Source organism: Streptomyces musisoli, assembly GCF_016741855.1.
Classification (GTDB): Bacteria; Actinomycetota; Actinomycetes; order Streptomycetales; family Streptomycetaceae; genus Streptomyces; species Streptomyces musisoli.
Window position 1 is genome coordinate 183,507 of record NZ_JAERRH010000014.1, and the last position, 18,918, is coordinate 202,424.

Sequence of the window (18,918 nt, forward strand, 5' to 3'; positions counted from 1 at the left end):
AGCCGGACGCCAGGGTCTTTCGTTTGGATCATGCCGGGCTCGCGCGGTCTGGCCCAATTCCCCCACTCTCGGCTTCGCTCGAGCGGGAGGTGCCCCCACCGCCGCGTTGTCGTCGGTTGCCATGGCTCCGCCATGGCGCCCCGCCCTCCTCCGCCTTGCGCTGCACGGCACCAGACCGCGCTCCCTGATCCGGCCTGATCCAAACGAAAGACCCTAGACCGTCGCCTGTCCCGCGCGGGAGGCGCACCACGGGCTCACCGATGCAACGCCGGACCACTCGCCGCCGGAAACAGCGGTTCTCCTCGGCCGCCCGCCACGCTCGCTACGCGTTCTCCGCCTGGAACATCCAGTGGTGCTTCTCCAGATCCGCGGTGACCTGGATGAAGATGTCCTGGGACACGGGGTCCGGCTCCGCGGTCGCGTCCACCCGCTCCCGCATCCGGGTGATCACCGAGCCGAGCGCGTCCACCATCGCCGAGACCGCGTCCGTGTCCTTGATCCACCCCGCCGGTGTGGTCTTGATGCCGCTGCCGGAGGTCACCGTGGCGGCGCGCCCGTCGGGCGGTACACCCAGTGCCGAGGCCCGCTCGGCCACCGTGTCCGAGTGGGTGCGGGCGGAGGCGACGACCTCGTCGAGCTGGAGGTGGATGGAGCGGAAGCGGGGGCCGACGACGTTCCAGTGGATCTGCTTGGCGACCAGGGAGAGGTCCACCAGGTCGACGAGGGCGCCCTGGAGCGCCTCGGACACGGTCTTCAGATCCGCGTCGGCCAACGAGCTCTTCACGATGTACATCCGCTCCTCCGGTGCTTCGGCGCCTCACGTCCCTCCCACGATGACCGCCCCGCACAACCCCGGCAAACGGGGGGTCAGCGGAGAGAAGGCACCATCGGCAAGACGAAAGCCCCGGCCCGGTCCCCCAGGTCTCCCTGGGAAGCCGGCCGGGGCTTCGCACGTCTTCGGTCGTCAGGCCGCGCGCGCGAACCTCACGCGGCGACCACGTCCACCGCCTCCGCGGGCGCCTTGATGGTCACCCGTTCCGGTGGCACACCGGTCACCGACACGGAACCCAGCATCGGCCGGACCGGCGTGGGCACGGGCTCGGTGGCCGCGGCGGACTGGGCCAGTTCGGCGAGCGCCAGCTCGTCGCTCACCTCACGCATGAGTTCCGACATCCGTACGTCCAGCGCGTCGCAGATGGCGGAGAGCAGCTCGGAGGAAGCCTCCTTTTGCCCCCGCTCCACCTCGGAGAGATAGCCGAGTGAGACTCGGGCGGACGAGGAGACTTCGCGCAGAGTACGGCCCTGGCGTTGGCGCTGCCGACGCAGCACGTCACCCAGCAGGCGACGGAGCAGAATCATCGGTGGCTCCCTCCTCGGACCGCGTAGCCGCATCCTTCTCGCCCCACCGTACCGCCTCGCGCCGCGGCCGTGCGGGGAGCGATGTCGTGTTCACTCAGGGCTGCAAACATCAAAACCCCCCGTTCCGTTCCGTATCCTGTGCCCGCTCGTTCCCGGTCTGTTCGCCCGCAAGCTGCTCCAGGAGCACTGCGAGTACGCTCCGTACACTCTCCATACGAATTTCCGCACGGCTGCCGTTCAACCGCAGAGCCTCGACTTTTCCGCCACCGGCAGAACCCGCCCGGGCGGTGAGCGGGCCGTCCACGGCCACGAAGACCGTGCCGACGGGCTTGCCGTCCTGCGGATCGGGGCCGGCGACCCCGGTGGTCGCGATGCCCCAGTCGGCCCCGAGGGCCTTGCGGACGCCGGCCGCCATCTGGCCCGCGACCTGCGGATCCACCGCTCCCCGCTGATCCAGCAGGGTGGCGTCGACGCCCAGCAGCTCGTGCTTGAGTTCTGTGGCGTAGGCGGTGACCGAGCCCCGGAACACCCGGGACGCGCCGGGTACCCCGGTGATCTCCGCCGCCACCAGGCCACCGGTGAGCGACTCGGCGACGGCGAGAGTCTCGCCCCTCACGGTCAGTAGTCGCACCAGTTCGGTGGCCGCGGAACTCACGCTTCCTTCTCCTCCAACGCCGCAGCGCGCTCGGCGATTCCCCGCCGGCGCAGCACAATGGCTTGTCTTACGTAGTCGAGGCCCGTCACGACCGTGAGGACGACCGCCGCGGCCATCACCCAGAACCTCAGGGTGGCCAGCCATCCCGTCAGCGCCAGGACGTACATCCCGACGGCCACGCCCTGGGTGAGCGTCTTCAGCTTGCCGCCCCGGCTGGCGGGGATCACGCCGTAGCGGATGACCAGGAAACGCAGCAGGGTGATGCCGAGTTCCCGGCCGAGGATCACTGCCGTCACCCACCAGGGCAGATCGCCCAGGGCCGACAGACAGATGAGCGCCGCCCCCATGATCGCCTTGTCGGCGATGGGGTCGGCGATCTTCCCGAAGTCGGTGACCAGGTTGTAGGTGCGCGCCAGGTGCCCGTCGAACAGGTCGGTGATCATGGCGACGGCGAAGGCGGCCCAGGCCAGCGAGCGCCAGGCCGGGTCGTAACCACCGTCCGCCAGCATCAGCACGACGAAGCCGGGCACCAGGAGCAGCCGGAGCATCGTCAGCAGATTGGCGACGTTCCAGACGCTGGCCTGGTTGACGGCCGCGGCCGCGATCTTGCCGCCGCGTGGTGCCCTGCCGTCCTCGGGGCCTGAAGCAGAACCGGAGACCTCGGTCCGGACGCCGTCGGCAGCGGCGGCGGAACCCCGGGCGCCCTGCGCGCCGGAGGGGCCGCCCGCGGCGGATGCCGGGACTCCGGTCATCTGCCCGCCTCCTCACTACACGCGAGCGAGCCGGTCAGCGGCTCGGCCACCAGGTCGACACCTTCGGTGGCGACCACCTTCGCCTCGACCATACGTCCGACGCTCAGGCCCACGCCGCTCGTGAGCAGCACCTGGCCGTCGGTCTCCGGCGCCTGGTGTGCCGCTCGGCCGTAGACGCCCTCCTCCTCGTCCACGGACTCCACCAGGACCCGCACCGTCTCGCCCACGCGCTCCTCGGCGCGCTGCGAGACGAGCTCCTCGGCCAGCCGGGAGATGTGGGCCAGCCGCTCGGCGACGACGTCCTCGTCCAGCTTGTCGTCGTACGTCGCGGCTTCCGTGCCCTCCTCGTCGGAGTAGCCGAAGACACCGATGGCGTCGAGCCGGGCGCCGTTCAGGAAGCGCTCCAGTTCGGCCAGGTCGGATTCGGTCTCGCCGGGGAAGCCGACGATGAAGTTGGAGCGGACGCCGGCCTCGGGGGCCTTGCCGCGGATGGTGTCGAGCAGCTCCAGGAACCGGTCGGTGTCGCCGAAGCGGCGCATGGCGCGCAGCACGCCGGGCGCGGAGTGCTGGAAGGACAGGTCGAAGTACGGGGCGACCTTGGGGGTCGAGGTCAGTACGTCGATGAGTCCGGGGCGCATCTCGGCCGGCTGGAGGTAGCTCACCCGCACCCGCTCGACGCCGTCGACCTCGGCCAGCTCCGGCAGCAGGGACTCCAGCAGGCGGATGTCGCCCAGGTCCTTGCCGTAGGAGGTGTTGTTCTCGGAGACGAGCATGATCTCCTTCACGCCCTGCTCGGCCAGCCAGCGGGTCTCGTTGAGGACGTCGCTGGGGCGGCGGGAGATGAAGGAGCCGCGGAAGGAGGGGATGGCGCAGAAGGAGCAGCGCCGGTCGCAGCCGGAGGCCAGCTTGACCGAGGCGACCGCGGAGCCGTCCAGCCGGCGGCGCAGGGGCGCGCGCGGGCCGGAGGCGGGCGCGACGCCCTCCGGAAGGTCGGCAGGGCCGTGACCGGGCAGCGCGACCGTGGCGGCCGTCTCCTGCCGTTCGGCCGGGCTGATCGGGAGCAGCTTGCGGCGGTCGCGGGGGGTGTGGGCGGCGTGGATGCCGCCGGACAGAATGGTCTGCAGGCGGTCGGAGATGTCCGCGTAGTCGTCGAAGCCGAGCACGCCGTCGGCCTCGGGCAGCGCCTCGGCCAGCTCCTTGCCGTACCGCTCGGCCATGCAGCCCACCGCCACGACGGCCTGGGTTCTGCCATGGTCCTTGAGGTCGTTGGCCTCCAGGAGGGCGTCGACGGAGTCCTTCTTCGCGGCTTCCACGAAGCCACAGGTGTTGACCACGGCGACGTCGGCGTCCGCGGCGTCCTCGACGAGCTGCCAGCCGTCCGCCTCCAAACGGCCTGCGAGCTCCTCGGAATCCACCTCGTTACGGGCGCAGCCGAGAGTGACGAGTGCGACGGTACGGCGTTCAGGCATGGGCTCAAGACTACTTTGTCTCACTGACAGCCCACGTCGACGGGGTTGGCCGATCTTGGCCGACTCCGTCACATCCGGGTGCCGGGTGTGATCCGTCAGCCGGCCACGGGGTCACCCTTGGTGTAGGTGAGGCGCTCCACCGCGCCGGGCCGGAAGGTGTCCTCGATCTTCTTGCCGTTGACGTACAGCTCGATCGCGCCCGCGTCGCCGAGGATCAGGTTGATCTTGGAGTTGTCCTGGAAGGTCTTGGACTGGCCCTTCTTCAGCAGGCCGTCGAAGAGCATCCGGCCGTTGTGGTCCTTGGCCGAGATCCAGCTGCGTCCGTTGGGCGCGCTGACCTGGACGGTCACCTTGTCCTGGGGCGCGGCGGCGATGGCGCTGTCGGAGGGCTCGCCGGTCGGCTGCGCCGGCTTCTGCTTCTTCGTCGTTGGCGAGGCGGACTTGCCGACGGTGGGCGTGGTGCCCTCGGCGACCTGCGACTTCGAGTCGCCGGAGCCGCCGCCCTTGAACGCGGTGAATCCGACGAATCCGATCACGACGACGATCGCGGCCACCATCGCGGCAGTCCAGTTCGGGCCACGCCGCTCGGGCCGGATCCGCTCCGCCTCGAACAGGGGTGCGGCGGGCGTGGGCGCGGGGCGGCCGCCGTGCTCGGTGTCGTACTGGGCGATCAGCGGCTCGGGGTCGAGGTGGACGGCCCTGGCCAGCGTGCGGATGTGCCCGCGGGCGTACACGTCGCCGCCGCAGGGGGCGAAGTCGTCCGCCTCGATGGCGTGCACGATGGCGATACGGACACGAGTGGCACTGCTGACGTCGTCCACGGTGAGCCCGGCCGCGATCCGCGCCTGCTGGAGGACGCGACCGACGGAGGGTCGGGCTTCCTGGGACTCGTCTCGGAACGGACGCTCGTCTTCAGGGGAGTTACCGATGGACACGGGGGCGCCTTTCGAGCGTGTAGCCACCTGTGCTGGAAGCTCAGTCTAGGGGGGTGACGAAAGGGTGGGGCAACCGGACGGTATGACTTTCTACGCCATCTATATGGCCTGACATGCCGATGGTCGGACAAGCAGGTACCCCAGGGTGGGACCCTTACCTGTCCTTTCGCTCAACTGGACGTACGACAAAGGGAAACGGTTGCCCGACGCTCTCTAACAGGTGTGTCACGACGGTGCGGCCACCCGGCGTAACGGCTCCGCCGGACGGCAGTGTGCGTCACCCCTCAGACTCCCCACGAATCACCGCGAGCACGCCGTCCAGCTCATCGGGCTTCACAAGAACGTCACGTGCCTTGGAGCCCTCGCTCGGTCCGACGATGTTGCGGGACTCCATCAGGTCCATGAGCCGCCCGGCCTTCGCGAAGCCGACGCGCAGCTTGCGCTGGAGCATGGACGTCGACCCGAACTGGGTGGAGACGACCAGCTCGGCCGCCTGGCACAGCAGGTCGAGGTCGTCGCCGATGTCCTCGTCGATCTCCTTCTTCTGCTTGGTGCCCACGGTGACGTCGTCCCGGAAGACGGGCGCCATCTGGTCCTTGCAGTGCTGGACGACGACCGCGACCTCTTCCTCGGTCACGAACGCGCCTTGCATACGGGTCGGCTTGTTCGCGCCCATCGGCAGGAAGAGGCCGTCACCCTTGCCGATCAGCTTCTCGGCACCGGGCTGGTCGAGGATGACCCGGGAGTCGGCCAGCGAGGAGGTGGCGAAGGCGAGCCGGGAGGGCACGTTGGCCTTGATCAGACCGGTGACCACGTCGACCGAGGGGCGCTGGGTGGCGAGCACCAGGTGGATGCCGGCCGCGCGCGCGAGCTGCGTGATACGCACGATCGCGTCCTCGACGTCACGCGGGGCGACCATCATCAGGTCGGCCAGCTCGTCCACGATCACCAGCAGGTACGGGTACGGCTGGAGCTCCCGCTCGCTGCCCTCGGGCGCCGTGACCTTGCCCTCGCGCACCGCGCGGTTGAAGTCGTCGATGTGCCGGTACCCGTAGGCGGCCAGGTCGTCATACCTGAGGTCCATCTCGCGGACCACCCACTGGAGCGCCTCGGCGGCCCGCTTGGGGTTGGTGATGATCGGCGTGATCAGGTGCGGGATGCCCTCGTAGGCGGTCAGCTCGACGCGCTTGGGGTCGACGAGGATCATCCGCACGTCCTCCGGGGTCGCCCGCATCATGACCGAGGTGATCAGGCAGTTGATGCAGGACGACTTGCCGGAGCCGGTGGCGCCGGCGACCAGCATGTGCGGCATCTTCGCCAGCGAGTGCATGACGTACCCGCCCTCGACGTCCTTGCCGAAGGCGACCAGCATCGGGTCGTCGTCCTCGGCGGACTCCGCGAGGCGCAGCACGTCGCCGAGGTTGACCATCTCCCGGTCCGTGTTGGGGATCTCGATGCCCACCGCGGACTTGCCGGGGATGGGGCTGATGATCCGCACGTCCGGGCTGGCGACGGCATAGGCGATGTTCTTGGTCAGCGCGGTGATCCGCTCCACCTTCACGGCGGGGCCCAGCTCGACCTCGTAGCGGGTGACCGTCGGGCCGCGGGTGAAGCCGGTGACGGCCGCGTCGACCTTGAACTCGGTGAAGACCTGGGTGAGGGAGGCGACGACCGCGTCGTTGGCGGCGCTGCGCGCCTTGCCGGGGCCGCCGCGCCGGAGCAGGTCCAGGGAGGGCAGCGCGTAGGTGATGTCGCCGGACAGCTGGAGCTGCTCCGCGCGCGCGGGCAGGTCGCGGGGCTCGTCGGGCGCCTTCTTGGTCAGGTCCGGGACGGACCCGGCCGGAAGCCTCTCCTCCTTGGGGCGGGCCGCCGGTGCCGGGACCGGCGAGCGCTCGGGGGCGGGTGAGCGCTCGGGGGCCGGTGAGCGCTCGGGGGCCGGCGAGGGCACGGGGGTGGTGTCCTCGCGCTCGCCCACGCCGACTCCCTGCGTGAGGTCGGCGACGAGCGGGGACGGTGGCATGCCGTGCATGACGGCGCCGTCGAGCGCGGCCGCGGCGGCCGCCGCGACGTCCACGGCGTCCATGTGGCGCTGTGGATCCGGCTGGGGCACCGCGGAGCGCCTGGGGCGCCCGCGACGCTGCGAGAGGGCCTCCTCCTCCGCGCTGTCAGGGTCGTACGCCTGAGGGGCGCCGGGGCGCCTGCGCGGGCGCGCGGGCCTCGCCTCGCGCCACTGCTCGTCGTAGTCCGCGTCGTCGGCGAACTCGTCCGCCTCGTGGTCGTGCAGCACGCCCAGGTGGACGCCGAGCTTGCGCAACCGCTGCGGGATGGCGTTGACCGGGGTGGCGGTGACCACGAGCAGCCCGAAGACCGTCAGCAGTACCAGCAGGGGTACCGCGAGGACTTCGGTCATGGTGTACGTCAGCGGGGTGGCCGCCGCCCAGCCGATGAGACCGCCGGCGTCCCTTATGCCCTGCATGCCGTCGCTGCGCGCGGGCGCGCCGCAGGCCACGTGGACCTGGCCGAGCACGCCGACGACGAGCGCGGACAGGCCGATCACGATCCGCCCGTTGGCCTCCGGCTTCTCCGGGTGCCGGACGAACCGCACGCCGATCACCGCCAGCAGTATCGGCACCAGCAGGTCGAGCCGGCCGAAGGCGCCGGTGACCAGGATCTCCACCAGGTCGCCCACGGGCCCCCGGAGGTCCGCCCAGGTGCCCGCGGCGACGATCAGCGCGATGCCGAACAGCAGCAGCGCGACGCCGTCCTTGCGGTGGGCCGGGTCGAGGTTCTTCGCGCCCTGCCCTATGCCGCGGAAGACGGCTCCGACGGCGTGCGCGAGACCGAGCCACACGGCGCGCACGAGCCGGTACACGCCCCCGGTGGGGCTGGGCGCCGGCCTCGGAGGCGCGGCCTTCCTGGCCGCGGCTTTCTTGGCGGGCGCCTTCTTGGCCGGGGCCTTCTTCGCGGCGGCCTTCTTCGCCGGAGCCTTCGCGGGAGCCGCCGCCTTCTTCGCGGGCTGCTTCTTGGCTGCGGAGGGACGTGAGGCCATGGGTGTGAGGTTACCGGGGGAGACGACAGTGGACACGCGTGCCCACTGCTTCACCCGTTCGTGTCGTGCTTGCCGCGGACCGGAACTGACGAACGCTCATTCGCAACTACGGTCCGGGCCCGCATCAGTTCTGCGACGGCACCGCGGCACCACTGCCGCCCGTGCCCGGCTCCAAGGCGTCGAGCGCACGGCGCAACCCGGTGAGCTTGCGTTCCAGATGAGCCGCCGTGGCGACCGCCGCCGCGTCCGCGGAGTCGTCGTCCAGCTGCTTGGACAGCGCCTCCGCCTGCTCCTCGACGGCCGCGAGCCGCGCGGACAGCTCGGCGAGCAGCCCGGCCGACTCCTTGCCCGCGGCCCCGCCCTTGCCGCCGCCTTCCAACTGGAGCCGCAGCAGCGCCGCCTGCTCACGCAGCTGACAGTTCTTCATGTACAGCTCGACGAACACCGAGACCTTCGCGCGCAGCACCCACGGGTCGAACGGCTTGGAGATGTAGTCCACCGCGCCCGCCGCATAGCCCCGGAAGGTGTGGTGGGGGCCGTGGTTGATCGCCGTGAGGAAGATGATCGGGATGTCCCGGGTCCGCTCGCGCCGCTTGATGTGCGCGGCGGTCTCGAACCCGTCCATGCCCGGCATCTGGACGTCCAGCAGAATGACCGCGAAATCGTCCGTGAGCAGTGCTTTGAGCGCTTCCTCCCCGCTCGATGCCCGCACCAGCGTCTGATCGAGCGCAGAGAGGATGGCCTCCAGCGCCAGCAGATTCTCCGGCCGGTCATCGACCAGGAGGATCTTGGCCTTCTGCACCATGGCCCGCCCTCCTCGCCCCGGCGGTACACCGGGCGCCGCCCCAGGGGACGACTCCCTTTCGCCGCCCGTCCTTGTGCCGGTCATCGTAGCCGCACCCCGCCTGTCGCCACACCCTGTCACCGCGATGTCACTGTGCACATAAGAGAAACGTGACGGGACCCCGGATGGTTCCCGGAATCTGGGATTCCCACATGTTCCCGGCCTTCATCATGCAGCAACTCCCGACGCTCGCCGGAGGTTCCCCCGGCGTTCACGTACGGTGCGATCATGCCCGTTGCCGCGCCCACCCCGGTCACTCCGTGGTCATCCACTGTCCCATCACCGCCAGAAGATGATCGGGATCGACCGGCTTGGTGACATAGTCGGAGGCACCCGACTCGATCGCCTTCTCCCGGTCGCCCTTCATCGCCTTCGCGGTGAGCGCGATGATCGGCAGCCCGGCGAACTGCGGCATCCGACGGATCGCCGCCGTCGTCGCGTACCCGTCCATCTCGGGCATCATGATGTCCATCAGGACGACCGCCACGTCGTCGTGCTGCTCCAGCACCTCGATGCCCTCGCGGCCGTTCTCGGCGTAGAGCACCGACAGTCCGTGCTGCTCCAGGACGCTGGTGAGCGCGAACACATTGCGGATGTCGTCGTCGACGATCAGCACCTTCTCGCCGCCGAACCGCACCGCACGGCCCTGCTGCGGCACCCGCTCCTGCTCGGAGGCGGCCGGCCACTGCTCGAGCCGCTGCACCTCCTCGGGCAGGCTGCGCCGCCGGCGCCGGAAGAGCGCGGCGGGGCCGTTCTGCGTCTCCCGGTACGACTTCACCTCGGCCGGCGTCTCGATCTCCACCGCGGACAGCTCCGAGGACCGCGCCGCCTCGGAGGCGACCAGGTCGCCGGCCTCCAGGGCGGGCACCGACTGCTGGTAGCCCTGCGGCGGCAGCTCGCTCGGGTGCAGCGGCAGATAGAGCGTGAACGTCGAGCCACGGCCCGGTTCGCTCTGCGCGTGGATCTCACCGCCGAGCAACTGCGCGATCTCCCGCGAGATCGACAGCCCGAGGCCGGTACCGCCGTACTTGCGGCTGGTCGTGCCGTCCGCCTGCTTGAACGCCTCGAAGATCACCCGCATCTTGCTCGCCGCGATGCCGATGCCGGTGTCGGTCACGGAGAACGCGATCAGTTCGCCGTCCGGGTCGGTCAGCGAACCGGCCTCCAGCAGCTGCTCCCGGATCTTCTGCGGCACGTTCGAACCCGCGGGCCGGATCACCAGCTCCACCGACCCGGAGTCGGTGAACTTCACCGCGTTGGACAGCAGGTTCCGCAGCACCTGAAGCAGCCGCTGCTCGTCGGTGTGCAGCGTGGCCGGCAGCTCCGGGGACACCCGCACGGACAGGTCCAGGCCCTTCTCCGCGGTCAGCGGCCGGAAGGTGGCCTCCACGTAGTCCACGAGCTGGACGAGCGCGATACGGGTCGGGGAGACGTCCATCTTGCCCGCCTCGACCTTCGACAGGTCGAGGATGTCGTTGATCAGCTGGAGCAGGTCCGAGCCGGCGCCGTGGATGGTCTCGGCGAACTCCACCTGCTTCGGCGAGAGGTTGCCCTCGGCGTTGTCCGCGAGCAGCTTCGCCAGGATCAGCAGCGAGTTGAGCGGCGTGCGCAGCTCGTGCGACATGTTCGCGAGGAACTCGCTCTTGTACCGCATCGACACCGCGAGCTGCTCGGCACGCTCCTCCAGGACCTGCCGGGCGTCCTCGATCTCGGTGTTCTTCACCTCGATGTCCCGGTTCTGCCGGGCCAGCAGCTCGGCCTTCTCCTCCAGTTCGGCGTTGGAGGCCTGAAGCGCCTTCTGCCGGTTCTCCAGCTCGGCCGACCGCTCCCGCAGTTGCTCTGTCAGCTCCTGCGACTGCTTGAGCAGCTGTTCGGTCTTGGTGTTGACGGAGATGGTGTTGACGCTGGTCGCGATCATCTCGGCGATCTGGTTGAGGAAGTCCCTCTGGATCTGCGTGAACGGCGTGAAGGACGCCAGCTCGATCACGCCGAGCACCTTGCCCTCGAACAGCACCGGCAGCACGATCACCTGCGCGGGCGGGGCCTCGCCGAGCCCGGAGGAGATCTTCAGGTAGCCGCTGGGCGCGTTGTCCACCAGGATCGTGCGCTTCTCCTCGGCGGCCGTGCCGATCAGTGCCTCACCGGGCCGGAACGACGCCGGCATGGAGCCCATCGAGTAGCCGTACGAGCCCAGCATCCGCAGCTCGTAGTCGTCCTCGCCGTTGCCGATGCCCTTCCCCTCCATCAGCGGCATCGCCAGGAAGAACGCGCCGTGCTGGGCGGACACCACCGGCGTCAGCTCGCTCATGATCAACGAGGCGACGTCCTCCAGGTCCCGACGGCCCTGCATGAGGGCGGAGATGCGGGCCAGGTTGCCCTTGAGCCAGTCCTGCTCCTTGTTGGCGATCGTGGTGTCGCGCAGGTTGGCGATCATCTTGTTGATGTAGTCCTGCAGTTCCTGGATCTCGCCGGACGCGTCGACGTCGATCTTCAGGTTCAGGTCGCCGCGGGTCACCGCGGTCGCCACGCGCGCGATGGCGCGCACCTGCCGGGTCAGGTTCCCGGCCATCTCGTTCACCGACTCGGTGAGGTCGCGCCAGGTGCCGTCGACATCACGCACGCGTGCCTGACCGCCCAGCTGACCTTCCGTACCCACCTCACGGGCCACACGCGTGACCTCCTCGGCGAAGCTGGACAGCTGATCAACCATCGTGTTGATCGTCGTCTTCAGCTCGAGGATCTCCCCGCGGGCGTCAATGTCGATCTTCTTCGTCAAGTCACCCTTGGCGATGGCCGTGGTGACCATGGCGATGTTCCGCACCTGACCGGTCAGGTTGGACGCCATGCCGTTCACGGACTCGGTGAGGTCCTTCCACGTACCGGCCACACCCGGCACATGCGCCTGGCCACCGAGAATGCCGTCCGTGCCCACCTCACGGGCCACCTTGGTGACCTGGTCCGCGAACGAACTCAGCGTCTTGACCATGGTGTTGATCGTGTCGGCGAGCTGCGCCACCTCACCGCGCGCCTCGATCGTCACCTGCCGCGTCAGGTCACCGTTGGCGACGGCCGCGGACACCTGCGAGATGTTCCGCACCTGCATGGTCAGGTTGTTGGCCATCAGGTTGACGTTGTTGCTGAGGTCCTTCCAGATGCCCGTGACACCCGGTACGTGCGCCTGGCCGCCCAGGATGCCCTCGGTGCCCACCTCACGGGCCACCCGGGTCACCTGCTCGGCGAAGCTCGACAGCTGGTCAACCATCGTGTTGACCGTCGTGACGAGCTCAAGGATCTCGCCCTTCGCGTCAACAGTGATCTTCTTCGACAGGTCACCCTTGGCGACCGCCGTCGTGACCTCGGCGATGTTGCGCACCTGGATGGTCAGGTTGTTCGCCATGAAGTTCACGGACTGCGTGAGGTCCTTCCAGGTGCCGGAGACACCCTGCACCTCGGCCTGACCGCCGAGGATGCCCTCCGTGCCCACCTCGCGCGCCACACGCGTCACCTGGTCGGCGAACGACGACAGCTGGTCCACCATCGTGTTCAGCGTGTTCTTCAGCTCCAGGATCTCCCCGCGCGCGTCCACCGTGATCTTCTGGGAGAGGTCACCGCGCGCCACGGCCGTGGCGACCTGCGCGATGTTGCGCACCTGAGCCGTCAGGTTGCCGGCCATGCCGTTCACGGAGTCGGTCAGGTCCCGCCACACACCGGCGACACCGGGTACCTGAGCCTGCCCGCCGAGGCGCCCCTCGGTACCCACGTCGCGGGCGACCCGGGTCACCTGGTCGGCGAAGGCGGACAGCTGGTCAACCATCGTGTTGATCGTGTTCTTCAGCTCGAGGATCTCGCCGCGCGCGTCGACGTCGATCTTCTGCGACAGGTCGCCGCGCGCCACCGCCGTCGTCACCTGGGCGATCTGCCTCACCTGAGAGGTCAGGTTGCCGGCCATGAAGTTGACGGAGTCCGTCAACTCCTTCCACGTCCCCGAGACGCCGTCCACCCGGGCCTGGCCGCCCAGCCGGCCCTCCGTACCCACGTCCCGGGCCATCCGCGTCACCTGGTCCGCGAACGAGGACAGCTGGTCCACCATCGTGTTCACGGTGTTCTTCAGCTGGAGCATCTCGCCGGACACGTCCACGGTGACCTTCTGCGACAGGTCACCGTTCGCCACCGCCGTCGTCACCTGGGCGATGTTGCGCACCTGGCCGGTGAGGTTGCGGAATGCAGTGTTGACGGAGTCGGTCAAGTCCTTCCAGGTACCGGCCGCGCCCGGCACCTGCGCCTGGCCGCCCAGCTCACCCTCGACACCGATCTCCCGCGCGACCCGGGTGACCTCGGCACCGAACGCCGACAGCTGGTCCACCATGCCGTTGACGGTGTTCTTCAGCTCCAGCATCTCGCCGGCCACGTCCACGGTGACCTTCTGCGACAGGTCACCGCTGGCCACCGCGGTCGTCACCGCGGCGATGTCCCGCACCTGCGTGGTCAGGTTCCGGAAGACCGTGTTGACGGAGTCCGTCAGGTCCTTCCACGTACCGGCCGCGCCCGGCACGTTCGCCTGCCCGCCGAGCCGCCCCTCCGCGCCGACCTCGTTCGCCACGCGCGTGACCTCGTCCGCGAAGATCCGCAGCGTCTCGGTCATCTGGTTGATCGTCTCGGCGAGCTGCGCCACCTCACCGCGCGCCGGAACGGTCACCTTCTGCGACAGATCACCGTTGGCGACAGCGGTCGTGACCTGCGAGATCCCGCGCACCTGCGCGGTCAGGTTGCCCGCCATCGTGTTGACGGAGTCGGTCAGCTCCTTCCACACGCCGGCCACCCCGGGCACCTGCGCCTGGCCGCCCAGGATGCCCTCGGTGCCCACCTCCCGGGCCACCCGCGTCACCTCGGAGGAGAAGGACGACAGCTGGTCCACCATCGTGTTGACGGTGTTCTTCAGCTCCAGCATCTCGCCGGCGACGTGCACGGTGACCTTGCGCGACAGATCACCCTTGGCGACCGCCGTCGTCACCAGCGCGATGTCCCTCACCTGCGCGGTCAACCGGTACGCCATCGTGTTGACGGACTCGGTCAGGTCCTTCCACGAACCCGACATTCCGCGCACCCGGGCCTGACCGCCGAGCTTGCCCTCGGTGCCGACCTCGCTGGCCACCCGCGTGACCTCGTCCGTGAACGTGGACAGCTGGTCGACGAGGTTGTTGACGGTCCGGCCGACCTTCAGGAACTCACCGCGCAGCGGGTGCCCCGTACCGCCGTCCGGCGCCTGGGTCCGCAGTTCCATCCGCGGCGACAGATCGCCCTCGGCGACCGCCGTGAGCACCCGGCTGACCTCCGAGACGGGCCAGACGAGGTCGTCCACCAGCGCGTTGGAGTTGTCGATGGCCGCCGCCCAGGAACCCTCGCAGGCGCCCGTCTCCAGCCGTTCCGTGAGTTTTCCCTCACGCCCCACCATGCGCCGCACCCGGGACAGCTCACCGGTCAGATGCAGATTCCGGTCGGCCACCTCGTTGAAGACGGCCGCGATCTCCGACATCACGCCGTCCCCGGACACCGTGAGCCGCTTGCGGAAGTTCCCGTCGCGCATCGCCACGAGCGCCGCCAGCAGCCGGTTCAGGGCAGCCGTGTCCACGGCGGTGGTGCCGCCGCTCCTGCCCAGGGAAGGTCCGCCTTTCGCGCGCGTCTTCGTGCCTCGCGTCGCCGCGCCAGACTCCACTGTGTCCCTCCCGGAGGGGTAGACCGTTACTGCTGTGCTCGGCCGCTTCGGCCCGGCGTGCCGGTCATCGGCATGCCGGTTACTTCCACGTACCGGTTACTTCTGCGTATTTCTGCCAGACGAGATCCGGCCGCACCAGGGGCTGCTGCCCACCACGCACCGAACACACGCAGCCCGGCCCGACCTTCATCAGAAGCCTGCCCAGTGTTTCACCCCGGCCGAACCAGGCCATAACAGTTCGGCAGCTTCGCACATCGTCCGCACACCCTGGGGGCGTAAACACCCGCGACCGGCACCCGCTCGGACGGCGAAGGTAAGTAACCTTGCATGCGGCTGTCCAGCCGCACCGGTCCGACCGGTCTGGGCGGTGGCACGAGTAGAAGCGGGCATCGGAGGGGCGGCCGGACACCATGACCACCGGACTGATCCCCGGGGGACAGCCCCCGGAGCCACAGCCGACGGGCGAGCTGCTGCCGCAGCAGCGGCGCGAGCCGGCCGGCCAGCCAGCCCTGCATGCCGACGACCGGCCGAGGAGTTCTGTGATCACCGCGCGCGCGGCCGCCAGTTTCGAGCCCGTCGGGCGATCGGTCGCGACCGCCCGGTCCTTCGTCCGCGACACCCTCCAGGGCTGGGGGTTCGCCGACATCGTCGACGACGCCGTCGTCCTCACCAGTGAACTGGTGACCAACGCGGTCGTCCACGCGGGCACCCACGCGGAGGTGCTGTGCCTGCGCACCGAGGACGGCGTGCGCATCGAGGTCTCCGACCGCTACCCGGAGCGCGAGGTCCCCCTCCAGAGTTCGCCGGCCTCGATGGGCAGCCCGGACCGTGAGGGCGGCCGCGGTCTACAGCTCTGCGCGGCCCTGGCCACCCGCTGGGGCGTGGACTACACCCCCACGCACAAGAACGTCTGGTTCCAGCTCAACCTGCCCGAACGTCCGGTCGGCACCCGCACGGCCGGCCCGGCCCTGCCCGCCGACCTCCTGCCGCTCGCCGACGGCCGCGTCCGCGTCGCCGTGCTCCAGGTCGACCGCAAGGGCAGCATCAGCGCCTGGAACGAGGACGCGGAGGAGCTGTTCGGCTACCCGGCGGCCGACGTCATCGGCAAGGCACTCACCGAGCTGGCGGCCTGGCCGCACACCCCGGGCACCGGCACCGGCATCGCCGAGGCCCTCCAGTTCTCCCGCTGGGAGGGCACCTACGGCATCCGCCGCACCGACGGCCGCGTGGCCCAGGTGTACGCCTCCCACCTCCGGGTCCGCGACACCGGCGGCGAGCCCTCCACCGTCTGCCTCCTGGTCCGCGACCACGAGCGCGCGGTGCTTCAGAGCCCGCCCCGGGGCCCGGCCTCCGACCAGAGTCAGTCGTCCGACGGGCAGAGCGCGGACCCCTTCGAGGTGTTCATCGGCTCCCCCGCCCCGGACGACCTCGACGGGCTGCTCCAGCGCACGGTGGAACGCGCCCGCGACATGCTCGACGGCGATTCCGCCTTCCTGCTGCTCGCGACGGACGACGAGACGGAACTGGAGGTCCGCGCCTCCACCGGCCTGCCCTCCGCCCGGCAGCGCTTCGCGCGCGTGCCGGTGGAGGCGGGCCCCGGCCGCTACGGCTCCGCCCGCATGCCCGCCGTCCACGACGACCTCGCCGCCGTCCCCGGGGCCGTACCGCTCCTCGCGGGCACCGGCATGCGCTCGGTGGTCACCGTCCCGCTGAAGGTGGAGGGCCGTCTCACCGGCTCCCTCGGCGTCGCGGCCGAGGCTCCCGGCCGGTACACCAACGAGGAGGCGCTGCGCCTGCAGTTCGCCGCCGACCGTATCGCCCTGGCCGTGGAGTCGGCCCGTCTGGGCGAACTGGAGAGGCTGCGCCGCGGCTCGCTGAGTTTCCTGGTCGAGGCGTCCGACCTGCTGGCCGGCACCCTGGACCGGGACCAGACCCTGGCGCTGATGGCCCAGATGACGGTCCCGACCCTGGCCACGTGGTGTGCGGTGTACACGATCGCCGACCAGGCGTCCGAGCCGTACCTGTCGTACGTGCTGCACGAGGACGAGGAACTCATCGACGGCATCAAGTCGTTGCTGTCGAAGGTTCCGCCGCCGGATCCGGTGCCGACGCCCGGCGCACGCGTCTGGACGGCCCCGGGCGAGGTCGCCCACCAGGCGGCCCTGCGCACCTCCATGCGCAGCCTGGGTCTGGCCGGCGGTCCCACGCATCAGGTGACCTCCGGCATCGGCCCGACGCTCGCGACGGCCTCAGCGGTCGGCGGCGAGACGGTCGTCCTGCCGCTCGTCGCCCGCAACCGCGTCATCGGCATGCTGACCCTCGGCAAGCCCACCGACGAGCACTTCCGCCAGGAGATCCTGGAGCTGGCCGAGGATCTGAGCCGCCGGGCCGCCCTGGCCCTGGACAACGCCCGCCTGTACTCGGAGCGCACGGCCATCAGCCAGGCCCTTCAGCGCAGTCTGCTCCCGCCGGGCACTCCGTACATCGAGGGCGTCGAGGTCGAGGTCATCTACCGCGCGGCCGGTGAGGGCAACGAGGTGGGCGGCGACTTCTACGACGTCTTCCCCATCGGCAACGGTGCGTACGGATTCGCCATCGGCGACGTCTGCGGCACGGGCCCCAATGCCGCGGCGGTCACCGGCCTCGCCCGGCACGCCCTGCGTCTGCTGGCCCGCGAGGGTCTGAGCGGCCCGGCCGTGCTGGAGCGCCTGAACTCGGCGATCCTCGACGAGGGCGACCGCAGCCGCTTCCTGACCCTTCTCTACGGCGAGTTGCGGCCGCAGCAGGACGGCAGCGCGGAGCTGAAGGTGGTCTGCGCCGGGCATCCGCTCCCGCTGCGTCTGCGCCAGGACGGCACGGTGACGGCCGCGGCCGAGCCCCAGCCGCTGCTGGGCGTCATCGAGGACCTGGAGCTGTACGAGGAGACGGTCACCCTCGACCCTGGCGATGTGCTGCTCTGCGTCACGGACGGCGTCACCGAGCGCCGTGAGGGCACGCGCATGCTGGGCGACGACGGCCTCGCCGACGTCCTCACGACGTGTACGGGTCTGACGGCGGGCGCGGTCGCGGCACGCATCATGCGTGCCGTGGAGCGCTTCGCGTCGGACGCCCCTTCCGACGACATGGCGATTCTGGCGATGCGGGTCCCGGGGATCCACAAGGAGGCATGAGGATGCACGAAAAGGCCCCACCCGGAAGGGTGGGGCCTTTTTGCTGGAGCCCCCAAACGGAATCGAACCGTTGACCTTCTCCTTACCATGGAGACGCTCTGCCGACTGAGCTATAGGGGCCTGTCCTTTTCGAGGTTTCCCTCGCGGCGACGAAGAAACTGTACCCCGAGCGAGCCCCAGTTCCCAAATTCGTTCGGTGCCTGGTCAGAAGGCGGGCTGAAGCAGGCCGCCGAGGGCATTGCAGGCGGACGCGATGCGCTGCATGTCCCGCTTGATGAGCGCGGCGTCCACGGGCAGGGCGAGCGTTTCGTCGGCTGCCAGCTCGGTCTGCGGCAGCGACACGCACCGGCGGAACTCCGGCAGCCGGTGCACGGGCGTCTTCACCGGTACGCCGCACTCGACGCCCTTGGTCCGCAGGGCGCGCGCGAAGGCGTCGCGGTCCGGCCGGCCGTTCCCCGGCACGCGGACGACGTACTGCTGGTAGGTGTGCCCGTCTCCGCCGTCCGGCGTCCGTACGCCCTTCAGCCTGGTGTCGAGGTAGGCGGCCCGCTCCCTGCGCTGGGCCATCTCGTCGTACGGCGCTTCGGACTCGCCCTGTTCCAGCACCAGCAGTCCGTGCCGCTGGCCGAGTGTGTGCAACCGCCCGATGTCGGCGCGTCGTCCGAAGCGGTGGACGACAACGACTGCGGCGGTACGGGAGGTTACGGCCGCCTCGACCGAGAGGGGGTCGAGGCAGTAGGTGACCGGGTCTATGTCGGCGAACACCGGGAGCGCGCCGGCGAGGGTCACGGCTTCTGCGACTTCGACGTTTCCGAAGGCCGGCACGACGACCTCGTCACCGAGTCCGACGCCGGCGGCCCTGAGCATTGCTGCAGTACCCATGCCTGGATGCTGTGCTCGCAACGTGAACGACACGTTACGCACAACAGAAAAAGGTCGGACCCCGAACCGAAGTTCAGGATCCGACCTTTA

The 18,918-nt window shown here is 69.8% G+C and carries 11 protein-coding genes and 1 tRNA gene; 1 reads left to right on the plus strand and 11 read right to left on the minus strand.

What is annotated here, in order from left to right; translation table 11 throughout:
• Positions 1–322: 322 nt before the first annotated feature.
• The 9 genes from JK361_RS29815 to JK361_RS29855 all read right to left on the minus strand — a co-directional run bounded on the left by JK361_RS29815 (position 323) and on the right by JK361_RS29855 (position 14,776).
• On the minus strand, positions 323–793 hold the full coding sequence (locus tag JK361_RS29815; protein WP_201823959.1) for a Dps family protein: 471 nt from the start codon (positions 791–793) through the stop codon (positions 323–325).
• Between the two features lie 191 nt (positions 794–984).
• The gene (locus tag JK361_RS29820) at positions 985–1,359 is read right to left on the minus strand and encodes a helix-turn-helix domain-containing protein (protein ID WP_030178264.1); all 375 of its coding nucleotides are present in this window, start codon (positions 1,357–1,359) and stop codon (positions 985–987) included.
• 109 nt (positions 1,360–1,468) lie between these two features.
• A complete protein-coding gene (locus JK361_RS29825; RefSeq protein ID WP_201823961.1) occupies positions 1,469–2,014 on the minus strand; it encodes a CinA family protein in 546 nt (181 codons plus the stop codon).
• Positions 2,011–2,766, minus strand: coding sequence for a CDP-diacylglycerol--glycerol-3-phosphate 3-phosphatidyltransferase (gene pgsA / locus JK361_RS29830; RefSeq protein WP_201823962.1), 756 nt, complete (start codon positions 2,764–2,766; stop codon positions 2,011–2,013). The genes JK361_RS29825 and pgsA overlap by 4 nt, the downstream gene beginning before the upstream one ends.
• Complete coding sequence (rimO, locus tag JK361_RS29835) at positions 2,763–4,235, minus strand: 30S ribosomal protein S12 methylthiotransferase RimO (protein ID WP_201823969.1); 1,473 nt, start codon at positions 4,233–4,235, stop codon at positions 2,763–2,765. Before rimO ends, pgsA begins: the two co-directional genes overlap by 4 nt.
• Positions 4,236–4,330: 95 nt before the next feature.
• Complete coding sequence (locus tag JK361_RS29840) at positions 4,331–5,170, minus strand: helix-turn-helix domain-containing protein (RefSeq protein ID WP_201823971.1); 840 nt, start codon at positions 5,168–5,170, stop codon at positions 4,331–4,333.
• 277 nt (positions 5,171–5,447) lie between these two features.
• The gene (locus JK361_RS29845) at positions 5,448–8,219 is read right to left on the minus strand and encodes a DNA translocase FtsK (RefSeq protein WP_201823972.1); all 2,772 of its coding nucleotides are present in this window, start codon (positions 8,217–8,219) and stop codon (positions 5,448–5,450) included.
• 124 nt (positions 8,220–8,343) lie between these two features.
• Positions 8,344–9,024, minus strand: coding sequence for a response regulator (locus JK361_RS29850; RefSeq protein ID WP_201823974.1), 681 nt, complete (start codon positions 9,022–9,024; stop codon positions 8,344–8,346).
• 292 nt (positions 9,025–9,316) lie between these two features.
• Positions 9,317–14,776 carry a HAMP domain-containing protein gene (locus JK361_RS29855; RefSeq protein WP_201823976.1) on the minus strand — a complete coding sequence of 1,820 codons (5,460 nt, stop codon included), beginning with the start codon at positions 14,774–14,776 and terminating at the stop codon, positions 9,317–9,319.
• Between the two features lie 410 nt (positions 14,777–15,186).
• Between JK361_RS29855 and JK361_RS29860 the strand changes: the two genes are divergently transcribed.
• Positions 15,187–17,946: a SpoIIE family protein phosphatase gene (locus JK361_RS29860; RefSeq protein ID WP_201823978.1), complete on the plus strand. Its 2,760-nt coding sequence runs from the start codon at positions 15,187–15,189 to the stop codon at positions 17,944–17,946.
• A 44-nt stretch (positions 17,947–17,990) separates the two neighbouring features.
• Here JK361_RS29860 and JK361_RS29865 read toward each other — a convergent pair.
• Both JK361_RS29865 and JK361_RS29870 read right to left on the minus strand, forming a co-directional pair.
• Positions 17,991–18,066: transfer RNA gene (locus JK361_RS29865), tRNA-Thr, on the minus strand.
• Between the two features lie 84 nt (positions 18,067–18,150).
• Positions 18,151–18,813 carry a DegT/DnrJ/EryC1/StrS family aminotransferase gene (locus tag JK361_RS29870; protein ID WP_201823995.1) on the minus strand — a complete coding sequence of 221 codons (663 nt, stop codon included), beginning with the start codon at positions 18,811–18,813 and terminating at the stop codon, positions 18,151–18,153.
• Positions 18,814–18,918: the final 105 nt, after the last annotated feature.

Excerpts from the sequence above, each read along its gene's own strand:
- JK361_RS29815 (WP_201823959.1), bottom strand. The coding sequence starts at position 793 with ATGTACATCGTGAAGAGCTCGTTGGCCGACGCGGATCTGAAGACCGTG.
- JK361_RS29820 (WP_030178264.1), bottom strand. The coding sequence starts at position 1,359 with ATGATTCTGCTCCGTCGCCTGCTGGGTGACGTGCTGCGTCGGCAGCGC.
- pgsA (WP_201823962.1), bottom strand. The coding sequence starts at position 2,766 with ATGACCGGAGTCCCGGCATCCGCCGCGGGCGGCCCCTCCGGCGCGCAG.
- rimO (WP_201823969.1), bottom strand. The coding sequence starts at position 4,235 with ATGCCTGAACGCCGTACCGTCGCACTCGTCACTCTCGGCTGCGCCCGT.
- JK361_RS29845 (WP_201823972.1), bottom strand. The coding sequence starts at position 8,219 with ATGGCCTCACGTCCCTCCGCAGCCAAGAAGCAGCCCGCGAAGAAGGCG.
- JK361_RS29850 (WP_201823974.1), bottom strand. The coding sequence starts at position 9,024 with ATGGTGCAGAAGGCCAAGATCCTCCTGGTCGATGACCGGCCGGAGAAT.
- JK361_RS29860 (WP_201823978.1), top strand. The coding sequence starts at position 15,187 with ATGACCACCGGACTGATCCCCGGGGGACAGCCCCCGGAGCCACAGCCG.
- JK361_RS29870 (WP_201823995.1), bottom strand. The coding sequence starts at position 18,813 with ATGCTCAGGGCCGCCGGCGTCGGACTCGGTGACGAGGTCGTCGTGCCG.